The organism is Profundibacter sp., assembly GCF_056498605.1.
Map to the genome: position 1 here is coordinate 1 of NZ_JBSMEZ010000061.1, position 15,738 is coordinate 15,738.

Sequence of the window (15,738 nt, forward strand, 5' to 3'; positions counted from 1 at the left end):
TCGCCAAGGAACATAAATATGTGCAGACCCTGTTTGGCCGCAAAATTCACACGCCTGAAATGGGGTCTAAAGGCCCGCGTGCAGGGTTCGCCAAACGCGCCGCGATTAATGCGCCTATTCAGGGCACTGCGGCGGATATTATCCGGCGCGCGATGATCCGGATGCCAGCGGCGATTGATGGTTTGCCCGCCAAGATGCTGTTGCAGGTCCACGATGAACTGATCTTTGAGGTTGAAGAAGGTGCGGTTGATGCAGTGACCAAAGTGGTGCGCGACGTGATGGAAGGCGCGGCAATGCCCGCCGTCAAACTGGATGTGCCGTTGATTGTGGATGCAGGCCAAGGGGCAAACTGGGCCGAGGCGCATTAGTTTTCTTGCCTGCGGCGCAGGTATTTCAAGCAAGACGAAGCGAAAAATTTACGAGGGGTTAATCCAGCCCAATCCGTCCAGAGTGTGGTTTTTCGGGTGGTATTCGCCGCTGACCACGCCTTTGTAGCCATCCTCATCAAGTTGTTTGAAAAAGGCTGGGTAATCAATGTCGCCGCCGATGGGTTCGTGGCGTTCTTCGGCACCTGCGATCTGGATATGCACTGCGCGCCTGCCGTGTTTCTCCCATGTGGCGGGCAGATCGCCGGTGATCATATGGGCGTGGTAGGCGTCAAATTGCAGGCCTAGATTGGGAGCGGCGACGGCGTCCAGAATCTCGGCGGCTTGGTCAAAATCATGCAGGAAATAACCGGGGATATCGGTCTGGTTGATCGGCTCGATTGTCAGGCTTTGTTTCGGGGCGTGTGCCGCGGCCCATTTCAGGTTTTTGATGAAGGTTGCACGGGCAACGGCCCCTTTGGCGCGACCGGCCATGATGTGGATGTGGGTGGGTTTTAGCAATTGAGCGTAACGCATGGTGCGTTTGAAATCATATTGAAACCGCGCCCCACCGTTCGGGGTGGCGGCATAGCCACGGTCGCCGCCGGCCCAGTTTGGCGGCGGGGTATTGATCAGCGCCAGTTTGAGATCGTGGCGGAGCAAGGCCGAGCGCATTTCCTGCGCGGGGTGATCATAAGGGAACAAGATTTCCACCACGTCAAAACCTGCGTCCTTGGCCGCACCAAAACGGTCAATACAGGCATGTTCAGTGAACATCATCGTCAGGTTGGCGCAGAATGTGGGCATTTTAGGACAGCTCGTTACTGGGGATAATCGGGAAAAAGGTGCCGCTGGACCATAGGCCGAACCAGCCGTCATGGTGTGCGCCGATATCGACAAGGCGGTAAAAACTTTTGCGGTCTATCAGCGCTTCAAGGTTGGCGCGGACCAGCACGTATGGTGATGGCTCGCCAGTTTCGGGGTCGCGCGTCACGCGGATCGGGTGATCGGCATTCGCCGTAACATAATCGCCGACATTGGTTTCAAAGATCAGGTTTTCGTCCTCCACCTCGAAATCCACCGCCACAAAGGGGGCGTCATCCACCGTGATTCCGACCTTTTCTACGGGGGTGACTAGGAAGTAATCATCGCCATCGCTGCGCAGAATCGTGGAAAACAGGCGCACCAGTTCGGGCCGCCCAATCGGGGTGCCCAGATAAAACCACGTTCCGTCCCGCGCAATCCGCATATCCAGATCACCGCAAAACGCGGGATTCCACAGATGCACCGGCGGCAAACCGCCCTTTGACGCCTTTTGCGCTGCAGATGCGAGGCTTTCTGCCGACGGCTTCACAATCTTTTCATCATTCATAGCGTTTGCCGTTTGAATCCCATGCAATTTGCCCGTTAAATACTGTCATAACCGCGTTAAGGGAGAGTTGTCATGGGTAAAGCTGAAAATCTGGTTGCTGATATCGAGGCGCTGGGCGCTAAACTAGCCAAAGCCAAGGCGTCCATTTCGCACCGGTTTATCGGGCAGGGCCGTGTTGTGGACCTGACGTTAAGCGCTTTGTTGTGTGGCGGGCATGGTCTGTTGATCGGTCTGCCGGGGCTGGGTAAGACGCGGCTGGTTGAATCGCTGTCGACTGTGATGGGGCTGGACGGGGCGCGGATACAGTTCACGCCGGATCTGATGCCCGCCGATATTTTGGGATCAGAAGTGCTGGACGAGGGCAAGGATGGTAAGCGGGCGTTTCGATTTATCGAGGGGCCAATTTTCTGTCAGCTGTTGCTGGCGGACGAGATTAACCGCGCATCGCCACGGACACAGTCAGCGCTGTTGCAGGCGATGCAGGAGAAACAAGTGAGCATTGCGGGCAAAGAGCGTGAATTGGGTGTGCCGTTTCACGTTCTAGCGACGCAAAATCCGATTGAGCAGGAGGGCACCTATCCGTTGCCCGAGGCGCAATTGGACCGGTTTTTAGTGCAGATTGATGTGAACTATCCGGATCGTGATACGGAAAAAGAGATTATTCTGGCCACGACGGGCATTAACGAGGGCGAAGTGAGTCAAGTGTTCACCGCGCAGGAATTGCTGGATGCGCAAACGTTGCTGCGCCGGATGCCGGTGGGAGATGCGGTGCTGGATATGATCCTTGATCTGGTGCGCGCCTGTCGGCCCGAGGATGAGCTGGCCACTGATGCTGTGCGCGCGAATGTATCGTGGGGGCCGGGGCCGCGGGCGGCACAAGCGCTGATGTTGACGGTGCGAGCTGCTGCGTTGCTGGATGGGCGACTAGCACCGACATTGGATGATGTGGCCGATATGGCGCGGCCGGTTTTGATGCACCGGATGGCGCTGTCGTTTGCCGCCAAGGCACGGGGTGAAACGCTGAGCGCTTTGATTGATTCCGTTACGGCGCAGGTGGCCAGAAACGAGGCTGCCGCGTGACAACACCTGCTGCCCTTAGACGTAAATCGGCCGAACTGGCGGGGGCTTTGCCGCCGTTGCTGGCGGATGCTGAGCGGCTGGCAGCGATGGTATTGTTGGGTGAGCACGGGCGGCGACATTCCGGTATGGGGGATGAGTTCTGGCAATACCGCGTGGCGGTAGACGGGGACGAGGCGCGCCAGATTGACTGGCGCCGTTCAGCGCGGTCCGATGTGCATTTCATCCGGCAAAAGGAATGGCAGGCGGCGCAATCGGTGATGTTATGGGTCGATGAAGCCGCATCAATGGCGTTTTCATCGGCCAAAGACCTGACCACCAAGGGCGAGCGGGCGCGGGTGCTGGCGATGGCTGTATCGGTGTTGCTGGTGCGCGGCGGCGAGCGGGTCGGTTTGACCAGCAGCGCCAATCCACCCCGTACGGGGCAGGGGCAACTGTTGCGCATGGTGCAGGAATTATCGACGCTGACGGATGCGGCGGATTTTGGCGCGCCTGAAACACACGGAATGCGGCCCAACACGCGGGCGGTGTTTGTATCGGATTTTATGGGGAATTTCGAGGGTGTAAAAGACGCGCTGACAGATGCGGCGGATCGCGGTGTTAAGGGAGCGTTGTTACAGGTTCTGGACCCACAAGAAGAGGTGTTTCCCTTTGACGGGCGCACGATATTTGAAAGCATGGCGGGCAGTATGCGCCATGAGACCCTGAAAGCGGGCGATTTGCGTGATCGGTATTTGCAACGGTTGGCTGAACGCAAGGCGGCATTGGCCGATCTGGCCCATACAACCGGCTGGCAATATTCCTGCCACCATACAAATGACGCGCCACGGGTGGCGTTGACGTGGCTTTATCATGCGTTGGAGCGGCGGCACTGATGTTTATGTTGGGCCCGATAGGATTTACCGCACCTTGGCTGTTGCTGGGGCTGATTGCTTTGCCGATCCTGTGGATTTTACTGCAGGCGGTGCCACCGGCCCCAATCAAACGGCGGTTTCCCGGGGTGGCGTTGCTATTGGGGCTGACCGATGACGAGGTGCACGCCGACAAAACGCCGTGGTGGTTGATGCTGTTGCGGATGTTGGCGATTGCGGCTGTCATTATCGGGTTTGCAGGGCCTGTTTTGAACCCAAAGGACGATAATATGGGCAGTGGTCCATTGCTGATTGTGGCGGATGGCACATGGGCTGATGCGCAGGATTGGGGCAAGCGCCAGATTAGGATTGCGGGGCTGCTTGAGGAAGCATCCCGTGCGGGGCGTGTGGTTTCGGTGGCGGTTTTAACCGATTTACCAACGGGTGAGATGCAATTTTTGTCAGCCGATGTGTGGCAGACCCGTTTGGCGGGGATGACACCGCAAGCGTGGGAGCCGACGCGCGAGGATATGGGCGAATGGGTGGACGCGTTTGGCGACGATGGGTTTGAAACCTATTGGTTTTCGGACGGATTGGCCCGCGAGGGGCGCGAAGTGCTGCTGGAGGCGTTCGAAGCTAAGGGGCCGGTGACGGTGATGCAGACCCCGCGTGCGGTGGTGGGTTTGCGGCCTACCACAATCAAGGATGGCGCGTTGCAGATCACAGCGGTGCGCAGTGACACGGCGGCGGATGCAACGTTGACCATCGCCGCAATCGGACTAGACCCTGCGGGTATTGAACGTGAACTGGCGCGGATTGATCTGGCGTTCGAGGCGGATGCGGACACGGGCGACGTGGCGCTGAGCCTGCCGCCGGAGCTACGCAACCGGATTTCACGGTTCACCGTGCAGGGGGTGAATTCGGCGGGGGCTGTGACGCTGGCCGATGACGGGTTGCGGCGGCGCGAAGTGGCGCTGATCGCGCCGCATGATGCGCGTGAGGGGCTACAACTTTTGTTGCCATTGCATTACCTGAACCAAGCGTTGGAGCCGACGGCAGACTTGATCAAGGGCGGGCTTGAGGATGTGTTGCCTGCCAACCCCGATGTGATTGTGCTGGCCGATGTTGCCAAGCTGACCGAGGGGCAGACGGCGGGGTTGATCGAATGGGTCGAGGCCGGTGGATTGCTGGTGCGATTTGCCGGCATCCGGATGGCAGCGAGCGATCTTAGCCGCAGTGTAGAGGACGCGTTGATGCCGGTGCGGTTGCGGGCTGGCGGGCGCACGGTGGGCGGCGCGATGAGTTGGGGGCAGCCAAAGGCGCTGCAACCGTTCCCTGAGACATCGCCGTTTTTCGGGCTGGATATTCCTGCCGATGTGACGGTGACCTCGCAAGTGCTGGCGCAACCCGATCCGAAACTGGCGAGCCGCGTGATTGCATCATTAGCCGATGGCACGCCGCTGGTGACGCGCAAGACAATGGGCGAGGGGCAGGTGGTGCTGTTCCATGTCACGGCCAATGCGCAATGGTCCAGTCTGCCATTGTCGGGGCTGTTTGTGCAGATGCTGGAGCGGTTGGCTGTGTTGTCGCACCAAGGCGCGTTGAGTGACGAGGATTTGGCCGGAACCACATGGGCACCGGTTAGGGTGCTGGATGCGTTCGGGCAATTGGCGGACGCGGGTGCGATGGCCGGTGTTGCGGGCGAGAATTTAGCGGCGGGTGTGGTTGGTAAAGACATGCCACCCGGTGTTTACGAGAATGAGGCGCGGCGCGTGGCGGTGAATGCGGTTGGGGCGGAGACGGTGCTGGAGGCGGCTACGTGGCCTGCGAGGATTACTGTCGAAGGCCTGACAACGGCGCGTGAAACCCTGTTGAAGGGCGCATTTTTGACCGCTGCATTGGGGCTGTTGATGCTGGATATTCTGGCGTCGCTGATGCTGTCGGGCCGCCTAACGGGGCCGCGCAGTTCGGGCGTTGCAGCGCTGTTGGCACTGGGCATGATCACGATGGCAGATAGGGTGCAGGCGCAGTCTGACGATTTTGCCATCAATGCCACAGCCGAGGTGGTTTTGGCCCACGTAGTCACTGGTGACAAACGTGTTGATGACGTTGCGAATGCGGGGCTGATGGGCCTGTCGGATGTGTTGTTCCAGCGCACCTCGATTGAACCTGCCAACCCGATCGCGATTGATCTGGAACGCGACGAATTGGCGTTCTTCCCATTCCTTTACTGGCCCGTTGTCGCCAGCCAGCCGTTGCCGTCAAGCGAAGCATACGCGAAACTGAACCGGTATCTACGCGGTGGCGGGATGATCCTGTTTGACACCCGCGACGGTGACATCGCTGGATTTGGCACAGGTACCACACCTGCGGGCCGCAAGTTGCAACAACTGGCACTGGGGCTGGACATTCCACCGTTGGAACCGATCCCCGAGGACCATGTTCTGACCCGCAGTTTTTACCTGCTACAGGATTTTCCTGGCCGACACGTTGGCCGCGCGGTGTGGGTCGAGGCGGCCCCTGCGGATGCGGAACGCGCCGAGGGCATGCCGTTTCGTAACCTGAATGACGGGGTGACGCCGGTGGTGATCGGCGGCAATGACTGGGCGGCGGCGTGGGCGGTGGACAACACGGGCAACTACATGTTTCAGGTCGGGCGCGGCTATACCGGCGAGCGCCAGCGCGAGATTGCGTACCGGTTCGGGGTGAACCTGATGATGTATGTTCTGACTGGAAACTATAAGTCGGATCAGGTGCATGTGCCTGCCCTGCTGGATCGGCTGGGCCAATGAATATGAGCGGATCAATCCTGTTCTCGCCGATCATCCCGTGGCCAGTATTGGCGGTTTTAGCAGTTGTCGTGCTGGCCTTTATCGGCTTTGCCATCTGGCGCGGATTGGCGGGATGGGTCTTGCGCGGATTGGCAGCGGTGGTGCTGTTGGCGGCATTGGCGAACCCGTCGTTGCAACAAGAGGACCGCGAGGTGTTATCGGACATTGTGTTGTTGGTGGTGGACGAAAGTGCGAGCCAGAAGATCAGTGATCGTGCGGACCAGTCCGCCGATGCCGTGGCCGATATAACCGCCCGTATAACCGCACGCCCCAACACCGAATTGCGTGTGGCGACCGTGGCGGATGCAGACGGCGATGGCGGCACATTGCTGATGGCGGCCGTGGCCGAAGCACTGGCCGACATTCCGCAATCGCGCATTGCGGGGGTGTTGTTGCTGACGGATGGCCAAGTGCATGACGTTGATCTTGCGCCGCTGATTGCGGCCCCCGTGCACACACTGCTGACGGGGCGCGAAACTGATTGGGACCGCCGTTTAAGCGTGAAAAATGCGCCTGGTTTTGCCATTCTGGACGAAGAGGTGATACTGACCCTGCGTATTGATGATCAGGGTGCGGTTCCAGCTGCTGTCGGGCGCCTGTCAGAGTTGCTGATTTCGGTTGATGGGGAACCGGCACAGAGCTTTAACGTGCCAGTCGGGCAGGATCTGGAACTGCCTGTGACGCTGACCCACGGCGGGATGAATGTGATCCAGTTTACCGTGCCCGAAGGCGACGGCGAGTTGACCAATCGTAACAACGTGGCGGTGGTGCAGATCAACGGGGTGCGCGACCGTTTGCGGGTGCTGCTGGTGTCGGGCGAGCCGCATCCGGGCGAGCGGACTTGGCGCAATTTGCTGAAATCCGACAGTTCGGTTGATCTGGTGCATTTCACCATTCTGCGCCCGCCCGAGAAACAGGACGGGGTGCCGGTTTCGGAATTGTCATTGATCGCATTCCCTGTGCGCGAGTTGTTCATCGAGAAGATCGAGGAGTTTGATCTGATTATTTTTGACCGCTATAAGCGGCGCGGTATTTTGCCCGGTATCTATCTGGATTCGGTGCGTAATTACGTTGAAAAAGGTGGTGCTTTGATGGTGGCGGCGGGGCCTGATTTTGCCTCGGCTGATAGCATCTATCATTCGGCGCTGGCCGATATTTTGCCTGCCAGACCCACCGCAAGGGTGTTTGAAGAAGGCTTCAAGCCGTTGCTGTCCGAGGTTGGCCAGCGCCATCCGGTAACAGAAGGCCTGGAAGCTTTTGCACCCAATGTGCCCGAGGGTGAAGAGGGGCCTGGATGGGGCCGCTGGATGCGCCTGATCGAGGTCGAGGAAATATCGGGCAACACGGTGATGACGGGTGTTAATGGCCGCCCGCTGCTGGTGTTGGACCGGGTTGGCGAGGGGCGCGTGGCGTTGCTGGCGTCGGATCAATCTTGGTTATGGGATCGCGGGTTTGAAGGCGGTGGGCCGCAGCTGGAACTGCTGCGCCGTCTGGCGCACTGGATGATGAAAGAACCCGATCTGGAAGAAGAGGCACTGTGGGCTGAAGCGGTGGGCCAAAGCATGACGATCATTCGCCGGACCCTGGGCGAAAAGGTTGGCGATGTCGAGGTGACAGCACCGGATGGCACGGTGCTGGTGGTGCCGTTAAAACAGGTTTCACCCGGGCGGTACGAGGCCGTGTTTGCCGGGCCGGAAATCGGGCTGTATCGGTTGAGTGATGGGGAGCAGGATGCGGTGATTGCGCTGGGTCCATCCGCCCCGCGCGAGTTTGAGGAAACCATCGCCACCGGCGAAAAACTGCTGCCGGTGGTGGAGGTGATGCGCGGCGGTGTGTTTGCGCTTGAGGACGGAATGCCAAGCGTGCGCAACGTGCGGGCGGGGCGCCCTGCGGCAGGGCGTGGATGGCTGGGCCTGACCCCCCGCGCGGCGTATTTGACGGCGGATGTGACGATTACACCGCTGTTGCCCGCGTGGCTGACGCTGTTGCTGGCGGCGCTGCTTTCGGTCGGCGCGTGGTTGCGTGAGGGGCGTAGGTAATCAGTTCGGCCATGCATTGGGCACAAGTCCAATCGCGCCAGAAAATACAATATTGATAGGCTTAACTCAACGTATCCAAAGACGGTAAACGAGATGCCTGAGAGAGATTTTCTGAGTAATCTGGCGTTCTATTATTACAAGCGTAACATATTGGTATAATGGGAATATACCAATTTCAATGCTGCTATTGAATCACCCATTTCCCCATGCATTCAGACGGCTACTTTGGTTCTAATCGCCCAGCGCCAACTCAAACATCTGCGCCCCCCAACCATCGACCAGACAATGGGCGCGGATATAAACGGTTTTTGTGCCTTCGGGAATGGCGATGCCGCCCAATGAACGGGTGAACGGCTGTTCATTCACATGCGGATGGACCAGCGTGCGATGGCCGAGGCTGTTGCCATCCGCATCCAGCACTTCCCAACCGTCTGCGTAATGATCCCAGCCGCTGTCGGGGTGTGACAGGGTGACGGAAAAGGTCCAGTCGTTGCCGGATTGCTGAGCGTTAACCCCTTCGATGGTTGGGTCATCCGCCCATGCGGGCAAGGGCATCAGCAATAAGGCGAGGGCGAGGGTTTTCATATCGGGCTCCTTGATATAGCGGCACCATGTCAGGGTGACTGGCAATTGTCCCGTCACGATGATGTGAGCATTTCCTAGTTATCCTGCAACAAAACACTGCGCGAATGCGAGGCAAATTCGCGTCGCCACAGGATTAGAACAGTGAGGGCTGTTGCCATCAACAACGGGATTGCACCGAGCAACCACGCCAGTGCCCCCAGTGCAAAATAGACCGAGCGCAGGCCTCGGTTAAAGCTGCGTGCGGCAGTGATGTTGATTTCGGCGGCATTGGCGGCACGAGGAATGCAGGCGGGGTCCTTGGCGTCATTTGGCACCGACGCGAGCATAACAGCGCAATAGCCAAACAACCGGTGCGACCAGACGAATTTCAGGAAACCGTTGGCTAAGAACAGGATCACCACAAGGATTTTAACTTCCCACACCACGGCGGGGGCATTTTCAAGCGACAGGTCTTGGGCGATGCCTAGCAATTGGTCCTTATTGCCGATCAATGCCAATCCGCCGCCAATGCCAATCATGCTGGTCGAGGCGAAAAAGGTTGTGCTTTGGCGTAGGTTGGACAGAATATTGGCATCAAAAATACGCGGTTCTCGGGTGACGAACTGGGTCATCCAGTCACGCCTATAGCCCGCCATCAGCACTGAGACCGATGGGTGTTTGCCGCCCGTGCGTTCAATGGTCCAGCCGATTCCCACCCATGCGGTGGCCAGTAATGTGATGGCGGCGACATCAAGTGGACCGAAAAACTGTAGGCGATCAAGGAGTTCCATGTTTGTCATCTTATCGGGTTGGGATTTAACTTGCCAGCCCCGTAAATTGGTTATATTTTCTTACCAATTCATGAAGTCAGGAGTCGCCCCGATGGAAATGCCTATCCCAGATGCTGAAATACTAGCAAAGAAAGCGCAGATCGTGGCGCGGTTGCAATCGGTGTTGCCAAAGGGTGCGGTAATTTCGGATGAGGCCGAGACAAAGGCCTATGAGTGTGACGCTCTTAGCGCCTATCGCTGCCCGCCGTTGTGTGCGGTTTTACCAGCCAATACCGATGAAGTTTCGGCGGTATTGAAGATTTGCCATGACATGGGCATTCCGGTGGTGCCGCGCGGGTCGGGCACATCACTGGCGGGCGGGGCGTTGCCCACGGCGGACAGTGTGATTCTGGGTGTGTCCAAAATGAGCGACGTGTTGGAGACCGATTACGATAACCGCATAATCCGCGTGCAATCGGGGCGCACGAACCTGTCGGTGACAGGGGCGGTCGAGGAGGAGGGTTTTTTCTACGCGCCCGACCCCTCCAGCCAGTTGGCCTGCGCCATCGCCGGCAATATCGCGATGAATTCAGGCGGGGCGCATTGTTTGAAGTACGGGGTGACCACCAACAACCTGTTGGGTGTGGTGATGGTGCTGATGGATGGCACGGTGGTCGAGATTGGAGGGGCGCATCTGGACGCTGGTGGGCTGGATTTACTGGGCCTGATTTGTGGTTCGGAAGGGCAGTTGGGTGTGGTGGCCGAGGCCACCTTGAAGATATTGCCCAAACCCGAAGGGGCGCGGCCTGTGTTGATCGGGTTTGATAGCAACGAGGTGGCTGGCGAGTGTGTGTCTGACATCATCAAAGCGGGCGTGCTGCCGGTGGCGATTGAATTTATGGATCGTCCTTGCATCGAGGCAACCGAAGCATTCGCGCATCCGGGATATCCCGATTGTGAGGCGTTGTTGATTGTCGAGGTCGAAGGATCGGACGCTGAGATTGATGCGCAACTGGCGGTAATTACCGACATTGCCCGTCGTCACAATCCGGTGGAACTGCGCGAGAGTAAATCCGAAGAAGAGAGTGCTAAAATCTGGCTGGGCCGCAAATCGGCCTTTGGCGCGATGGGGCAAATCAATGATTACATGTGTCTGGACGGCACCATTCCTGTGTCCGAACTCCCCTATGTGCTAAAGCGTATTGGCGAGATGAGTAAGGAATATGGGCTTGGCGTGGGTAATGTGTTTCACGCTGGGGACGGCAATATGCATCCGCTGATCCTGTATGATGCCAACAAAGAAGGCGACCTTGAAAAATGCGAGACCTTTGGCGCGGATGTGCTGCGTTTGTGCGTCGAGGTTGGCGGCTGTTTGACGGGTGAACATGGCGTTGGCATCGAGAAACGCGATCTGATGTATGATCAGTTCACGGTGGCTGACCTTGAGGCGCAGTTACGCGTCAAAGATGTGTTTGATCCGAAATGGTTGCTGAATCCGGCCAAGGTGTTTCCGCTGGATGTGACGGCTGAACGGCGGGCCAGTCAATGACCCTGAAACCAAGCGATGAACAACAGTTGAGCGAGGCGATTGCCGCGGCCATGGGGCCGTTGCGTATTGTCGGGAACAGAACGCGTGGTGTGCTGTGTGATGGCGATGCGCTGTCGACGGCGGAGTTAAGCGGCATCAGCCTGTATGATCCGGGCGCGTTGACCATTGTGGCGGCGTCGGGCACGCCGTTGGCGGATATTGAGGCGGCGTTGAAGGCGCAAGGGCAGCGATTACCATTCGAGCCGATGGACCATCGCGGATTGTTGGGTACTTCGGGAGAGGCGACGATTGGTGGAGTTGTGGCGGCGAATATTTCCGGCCCGCGGCGCGTGCAGGCGGGGGCGTGCCGTGACAGCCTGATCGGGGTGCGCTTTGTAGACGGGCGCGGCGAGGTTTTGAAAAACGGCGGGCGGGTGATGAAGAACGTCACCGGCTATGATCTGGTCAAGCTGATGGCGGGCGCACACGGTACGCTGGGGGTGGTCAGTGAAGTCGCATTCAAGGTGCTGCCGGATGTGGAGACCAGCGCGACGGTGGTGTTGCACGGGTTAACGGACGTTAGGGCTGTAGCGGCGATGGCGGCGGCGCTTGGATCGCCATTCGAGGTGTCGGGCGCGGCCCATGACGGCGCGCGCACCATGCTACGCATCGAAGGGTTCGCGGCCTCGGTCGCTTACCGTGCCGACCGGTTACAAGGCTTGTTGGCCACGTTTGGCGAGGCTGAAATCCTGCAAGATTCTGCGAAAATCTGGCAAGAGGTGCGTGATGTTGCGCCATTCCACGGGGTGGGGGGGGATGTGTGGCGCATTTCGATCAAACCGTCGGATGCGCCAGAATTGCTGGCCAATTTGGGTGCGAAAGACGTGCTGCTGGATTGGGGCGGCGGATTGATATGGGCCTTGACGCCGCAAGGGGCAGATGTGCGGGCGAAAATGGGAGATGTGCGCGGGCATGCAACATTGGTACGGGGAACAGGATTTGCGCGGTTCCAAGCAGAACCCGCGCCGCTTGCTGCCATCAGCGCCGGATTACGGGCGCAGTTTGACCCACGCGGTATTTTGAATGCGGGGTTGATGGGCTGATGCAAACAAATTTCACCCCCGAACAGTTGCAAGACCCCAACATCGAGCGCGCCAATGAAATTCTGCGGGCCTGTGTGCATTGCGGGTTTTGCACTGCGACCTGCCCGACCTATCAAATTCTGGGTGACGAATTGGACAGCCCGCGTGGGCGGATTTATCTGATTAAGGATATGCTGGAAACGGGGCGGCCAGCGGATAAGAAGACGGTGGAGCATGTGGACAGATGCCTATCCTGTCTGGCCTGCATGACGACCTGTCCGTCCGGTGTGCATTACATGCATCTGGTGGATCACGCCCGCGCTTATATCGAACAAACCTACAAGCGCCCGTTGATGGACCGGATGTTGCGCTGGGTTCTGGCGCAGGTCATTCCCTACCCTAAGCGGTTCCGGCTGGCCTTGTTAGGTGCTAAAATCGGACGCCCCTTTGCTTTTTTGATGCCGGATGCGCGTCTGAAAGCGATGCTGAAGATGGCGCCGAAACGCATTCCGTCGATCAGCCGCAATGATGACCCGCAAGTGTTTCCCGCCAAAGGCAAGCGCATCAAACGGGTGGCTCTGCTGACGGGGTGTGCGCAAAAGGCGCTGAACACCGATATTAATGACGCCACCATACGGCTTCTGCGTCGCCTTGGCTGCGAGGTGGTGATTGCGCAGGGCATGGGGTGTTGCGGGGCGTTGACCCATCATATGGGTAAGGAGAAACAGGCGCATGCTTCGGCAGCGGCCAACATCAATGCATGGATGAATGAGGCGCGTGGCGAGGGGCTGGACGGCGTGGTGATCAACACCTCGGGCTGTGGCACGACGGTGAAGGATTACGGGCATATGTTCCGCAATGATCCGCTGGCGGCGGATGCGGCCACGGTTTCGGACATGGCGATGGATATTTCAGAGCTGTTGATGCAGTTGGATATGCCTGAAGGGGCGCAAAAAGGGATACGCGTGGCCTATCACGCGGCCTGTTCTCTGCAACATGGCCAGCAAATCAAAACCCACCCCAAAACCCTGCTAAAACGGGCAGGGTTCGAGGTGGTTGAACCTGCGGATAGTCATCTATGTTGTGGATCAGCGGGCACCTATAACCTGATGCAGCCCGTGATTTCAGAGCAGTTGAAGACACGCAAGGTCCAGACGCTTGAGGTCGACGCGCCAGACGTGATTTCGGCAGGGAACATCGGCTGTATGATCCAGATTGGCGGAGGAACCGAGGTGCCAGTTGTGCATACGGTCGAACTACTGGATTGGGCAACAGGTGGGCCAAAACCACGCGAAATTGTCGAAAATCAGCCTTAATCCTGCCGCATCCCGCCGTTACGAATGTTAAAACGGTGGAGGAAACATGCGTCAATTTTTCAGTATACTGGTCTTTTTGACCAGCTTTGCATCTGCAGGATTTGCAGAGGAGCCCAGCCCGCTCCGCACATTGCTGACTGGTGATGACAGCCGTGGTTGGGAGGCTGTGGGACGGCTGAATATCGCGGGCAAAAGCATGTGCACTGGGGCGCTGATAGCCCCTGATCTGGTGTTGACGGCTGCGCACTGCATGTATGACAAGGCCAGCGGGCAACTGGTGGACGCGACCAAGATCGAGTTTCTGGCAGGCTGGCGTGGTGGGCGTGCAAGCGCCTATGCCAATGTGAAACGTGCGGTTGTGCACCCCGATTATGTGTTCGCAGCCGATTCTGACAACATCCGTGTGCGCAATGATCTTGCGGTTCTTCAACTGACGCGGCCGATCAATAAATCCTCGATCACACCGTTTCAAACCGATGCGCGGCCCCGCAAGGGCGCTGATATCGGGATTGTATCTTATGCGCGTGACCGCGCTGAATCGCCCTCAATTCAGGAAAGCTGCCGTGTGTTGGCCCGCCAATCTGGAACCTTGATCATGTCATGTGACGTTGATTTCGGATCATCCGGTGCACCGGTGTTTTTGATGAATGCTGATGGTGTGCCGCGGATCGTGTCGGTGGTTTCGGCGATGGCCAATGTGAACGGGCGCAAAGTATCGTTGGGCATGTCGCTGGAAGAACCGCTGTCGACAATTTTGGCAGAGCTAAAAGCAACTGAAGGCTCGTTTTTGCGCCCAATACCTGTAACACGTCGTTTGGGAACGCAAGGCGGGATCAGCCGCATAGGTGCAAAATTCCTGCGTCCTTGAATAACCTCAAATTCATCCCCATCTAATCCTTACCAGACGCCGCCTAGCGGGTTTGGCAACAACCGATGCCTGTCCATAATGGAAGGCGTAAAACATTTGTCGCTTATATAAGGATGAACGAGATGAGAAATTTTGACCTAGCACCGCTATACCGCGCCACTGTTGGCTTTGACCAAATCGCCGATATGATGGACCGCGTGTTTACCAATGACGTAAGCAAGCAGAGCTACCCCCCTTACAACATCGAGAAAACCGCTGAGGATGCGTGGCGTATCACCATTGCGGTGGCCGGTTTTGCTGATGATGAACTGTCAGTGGAAGTGCGTGAACACACACTGATTATCGCTGCCCGCAAGGCGCTGGAAGAAACCGAGCGTACCTATCTGCATCGCGGCATCGCCACCCGCGCGTTTGAACGCCGTTTTCATCTGGCGGATCATGTGCGCGTGACGGGCGCGGCCCACACCGACGGGATGCTGCATATTGATTTGATGCGCGAAGTGCCCGAGGCGCTGAAACCGCGCCAGATCCGGATTGCTTCGGATACGCCGGTGGCTGCGAAAGTGGTCGAGGGCAAGGCAAAGAAAGCCAAGAAGGTTAACTAACTTCGTATTGGATTTGGAACGAGATAGGGCGCGAGGCTGATTGCTTCGCGCCCTGTTTCCTTTTCGCCCAAATATCCACGCCGCAGACATAACAGTTACTTGCCTGCGGCGCGGATACTTATGGAATAATGATGGGATTATTCACCACTCAGGCTTTTGGCCAAACGCATCAGTTTGATCGCCTCGCTACGGTAGCCGTAAGCATCCTCGCCCTTGGTATCATTGGCCAACGTGATCAGCTCGTTATAGCCCCAGTCTTGCAGGTATTTCCCGCCTGACAAAAGCTGCCCATATCCGGCGATAGCAGCCGAGAACCGGATGTCATCCGTGGCCTCGCCCATACCCGATGTGATCGGCGTGGTCAGCAGTTGGCTGGTATCCTCGCCCGGGGTTTTATAGCGCAGCTTCAGGAAGCCGAGTTCGCCGTTGCTGTCAGCCTCAGTGGCTGGTTGATAGCGCAATGCGTCGTT

General features: G+C 58.0%; 15 protein-coding genes. 10 read left to right on the forward strand and 5 right to left on the reverse strand.

Annotated elements, in window-relative coordinates:
* Nucleotides 1-368: DNA polymerase (locus ACWB12_RS06240; RefSeq protein WP_479529202.1), on the forward strand; the 368-nt coding region annotated here is incomplete at its 5' end.
* Nucleotides 369-416: 48 nt separating this feature from the next.
* On the opposite strand, the gene ACWB12_RS06245 is transcribed toward ACWB12_RS06240, so the two are convergent.
* Entirely contained in the window at nt 417-1,172 is a 756-nt protein-coding gene (locus ACWB12_RS06245; protein WP_479529203.1) for a hydroxypyruvate isomerase family protein, read from the reverse strand.
* A gap of 1 nt (nt 1,173) precedes the next feature.
* Nucleotides 1,174-1,737: a DUF1285 domain-containing protein gene (locus tag ACWB12_RS06250; protein WP_479529204.1), complete on the reverse strand. Its 564-nt coding sequence runs from the start codon at nt 1,735-1,737 to the stop codon at nt 1,174-1,176.
* Nucleotides 1,738-1,809: 72 nt separating this feature from the next.
* Here ACWB12_RS06250 and ACWB12_RS06255 point away from each other — a divergent pair, with 72 nt between their 5' ends.
* Genes ACWB12_RS06255 through ACWB12_RS06270 form a run of 4 tightly spaced genes read left to right on the forward strand, consistent with a single transcriptional unit; the run spans nt 1,810 to nt 8,535 of the window.
* Entirely contained in the window at nt 1,810-2,817 is a 1,008-nt protein-coding gene (locus ACWB12_RS06255) for an AAA family ATPase (RefSeq protein WP_479529205.1), read from the forward strand.
* On the forward strand, nt 2,814-3,689 hold the full coding sequence (locus tag ACWB12_RS06260) for a DUF58 domain-containing protein (protein WP_479529206.1): 876 nt from the start codon (nt 2,814-2,816) through the stop codon (nt 3,687-3,689). The genes ACWB12_RS06255 and ACWB12_RS06260 overlap by 4 nt, the downstream gene beginning before the upstream one ends.
* Complete coding sequence (locus ACWB12_RS06265) at nt 3,689-6,457, forward strand: DUF4159 domain-containing protein (protein ID WP_479529207.1); 2,769 nt, start codon at nt 3,689-3,691, stop codon at nt 6,455-6,457. The genes ACWB12_RS06260 and ACWB12_RS06265 overlap by 1 nt, the downstream gene beginning before the upstream one ends.
* Before the next feature lie 2 nt (nt 6,458-6,459).
* On the forward strand, nt 6,460-8,535 hold the full coding sequence (locus tag ACWB12_RS06270) for a hypothetical protein (protein ID WP_479529208.1): 2,076 nt from the start codon (nt 6,460-6,462) through the stop codon (nt 8,533-8,535).
* Nucleotides 8,536-8,766: 231 nt separating this feature from the next.
* On the opposite strand, the gene ACWB12_RS06275 is transcribed toward ACWB12_RS06270, so the two are convergent.
* Together ACWB12_RS06275 and ACWB12_RS06280 are read right to left on the reverse strand one after the other, a co-directional pair.
* Nucleotides 8,767-9,120, reverse strand: coding sequence for a hypothetical protein (locus ACWB12_RS06275; RefSeq protein WP_479529209.1), 354 nt, complete (start codon nt 9,118-9,120; stop codon nt 8,767-8,769).
* 74 nt (nt 9,121-9,194) lie between these two features.
* Nucleotides 9,195-9,890: a DUF599 domain-containing protein gene (locus ACWB12_RS06280; protein ID WP_479529210.1), complete on the reverse strand. Its 696-nt coding sequence runs from the start codon at nt 9,888-9,890 to the stop codon at nt 9,195-9,197.
* 91 nt (nt 9,891-9,981) lie between these two features.
* On the opposite strand from ACWB12_RS06280, the gene ACWB12_RS06285 reads away from it, so the two are divergent.
* The 5 genes from ACWB12_RS06285 (at nt 9,982) to ACWB12_RS06305 (ending at nt 15,268) form a co-directional block, all read left to right on the forward strand.
* Complete coding sequence (locus ACWB12_RS06285) at nt 9,982-11,418, forward strand: FAD-linked oxidase C-terminal domain-containing protein (protein WP_479529211.1); 1,437 nt, start codon at nt 9,982-9,984, stop codon at nt 11,416-11,418.
* Nucleotides 11,419-11,420: 2 nt separating this feature from the next.
* Nucleotides 11,421-12,500 carry an FAD-binding protein gene (locus tag ACWB12_RS06290; RefSeq protein ID WP_479529216.1) on the forward strand — a complete coding sequence of 360 codons (1,080 nt, stop codon included), beginning with the start codon at nt 11,421-11,423 and terminating at the stop codon, nt 12,498-12,500.
* Nucleotides 12,500-13,795: a glycolate oxidase subunit GlcF gene (gene glcF / locus ACWB12_RS06295; protein ID WP_479529212.1), complete on the forward strand. Its 1,296-nt coding sequence runs from the start codon at nt 12,500-12,502 to the stop codon at nt 13,793-13,795. The genes ACWB12_RS06290 and glcF overlap by 1 nt, the downstream gene beginning before the upstream one ends.
* A 46-nt stretch (nt 13,796-13,841) precedes the next feature.
* Nucleotides 13,842-14,663 (forward strand): trypsin-like serine peptidase, encoded by an 822-nt coding sequence (locus tag ACWB12_RS06300; RefSeq protein ID WP_479529213.1) that lies wholly within the window; start codon nt 13,842-13,844, stop codon nt 14,661-14,663.
* Nucleotides 14,664-14,785: 122 nt separating this feature from the next.
* Nucleotides 14,786-15,268, forward strand: a complete 483-nt coding sequence (locus tag ACWB12_RS06305) for an Hsp20 family protein (RefSeq protein WP_479529214.1) — start codon at nt 14,786-14,788, stop codon at nt 15,266-15,268.
* A 137-nt stretch (nt 15,269-15,405) separates the two neighbouring features.
* On the opposite strand, the gene ACWB12_RS06310 is transcribed toward ACWB12_RS06305, so the two are convergent.
* Nucleotides 15,406-15,738 (reverse strand): YfbK domain-containing protein (locus ACWB12_RS06310; protein WP_479529215.1); only part of this gene is annotated, 333 nt, incomplete at its 5' end.

What these genes read in the sequence shown, in the direction of transcription:
- ACWB12_RS06305 (WP_479529214.1), top strand. Translation starts at nt 14,786, where the DNA reads ATGAGAAATTTTGACCTAGCACCGCTATACCGCGCCACTGTTGGCTTT.
- ACWB12_RS06280 (WP_479529210.1), bottom strand. Translation starts at nt 9,890, where the DNA reads ATGGAACTCCTTGATCGCCTACAGTTTTTCGGTCCACTTGATGTCGCC.
- ACWB12_RS06245 (WP_479529203.1), bottom strand. Translation starts at nt 1,172, where the DNA reads ATGCCCACATTCTGCGCCAACCTGACGATGATGTTCACTGAACATGCC.
- glcF (WP_479529212.1), top strand. Translation starts at nt 12,500, where the DNA reads ATGCAAACAAATTTCACCCCCGAACAGTTGCAAGACCCCAACATCGAG.
- ACWB12_RS06250 (WP_479529204.1), bottom strand. Translation starts at nt 1,737, where the DNA reads ATGAATGATGAAAAGATTGTGAAGCCGTCGGCAGAAAGCCTCGCATCT.
- ACWB12_RS06270 (WP_479529208.1), top strand. Translation starts at nt 6,460, where the DNA reads ATGAGCGGATCAATCCTGTTCTCGCCGATCATCCCGTGGCCAGTATTG.
- ACWB12_RS06265 (WP_479529207.1), top strand. Translation starts at nt 3,689, where the DNA reads ATGTTTATGTTGGGCCCGATAGGATTTACCGCACCTTGGCTGTTGCTG.
- ACWB12_RS06300 (WP_479529213.1), top strand. Translation starts at nt 13,842, where the DNA reads ATGCGTCAATTTTTCAGTATACTGGTCTTTTTGACCAGCTTTGCATCT.
- ACWB12_RS06255 (WP_479529205.1), top strand. Translation starts at nt 1,810, where the DNA reads ATGGGTAAAGCTGAAAATCTGGTTGCTGATATCGAGGCGCTGGGCGCT.
- ACWB12_RS06285 (WP_479529211.1), top strand. Translation starts at nt 9,982, where the DNA reads ATGGAAATGCCTATCCCAGATGCTGAAATACTAGCAAAGAAAGCGCAG.
- ACWB12_RS06275 (WP_479529209.1), bottom strand. Translation starts at nt 9,120, where the DNA reads ATGAAAACCCTCGCCCTCGCCTTATTGCTGATGCCCTTGCCCGCATGG.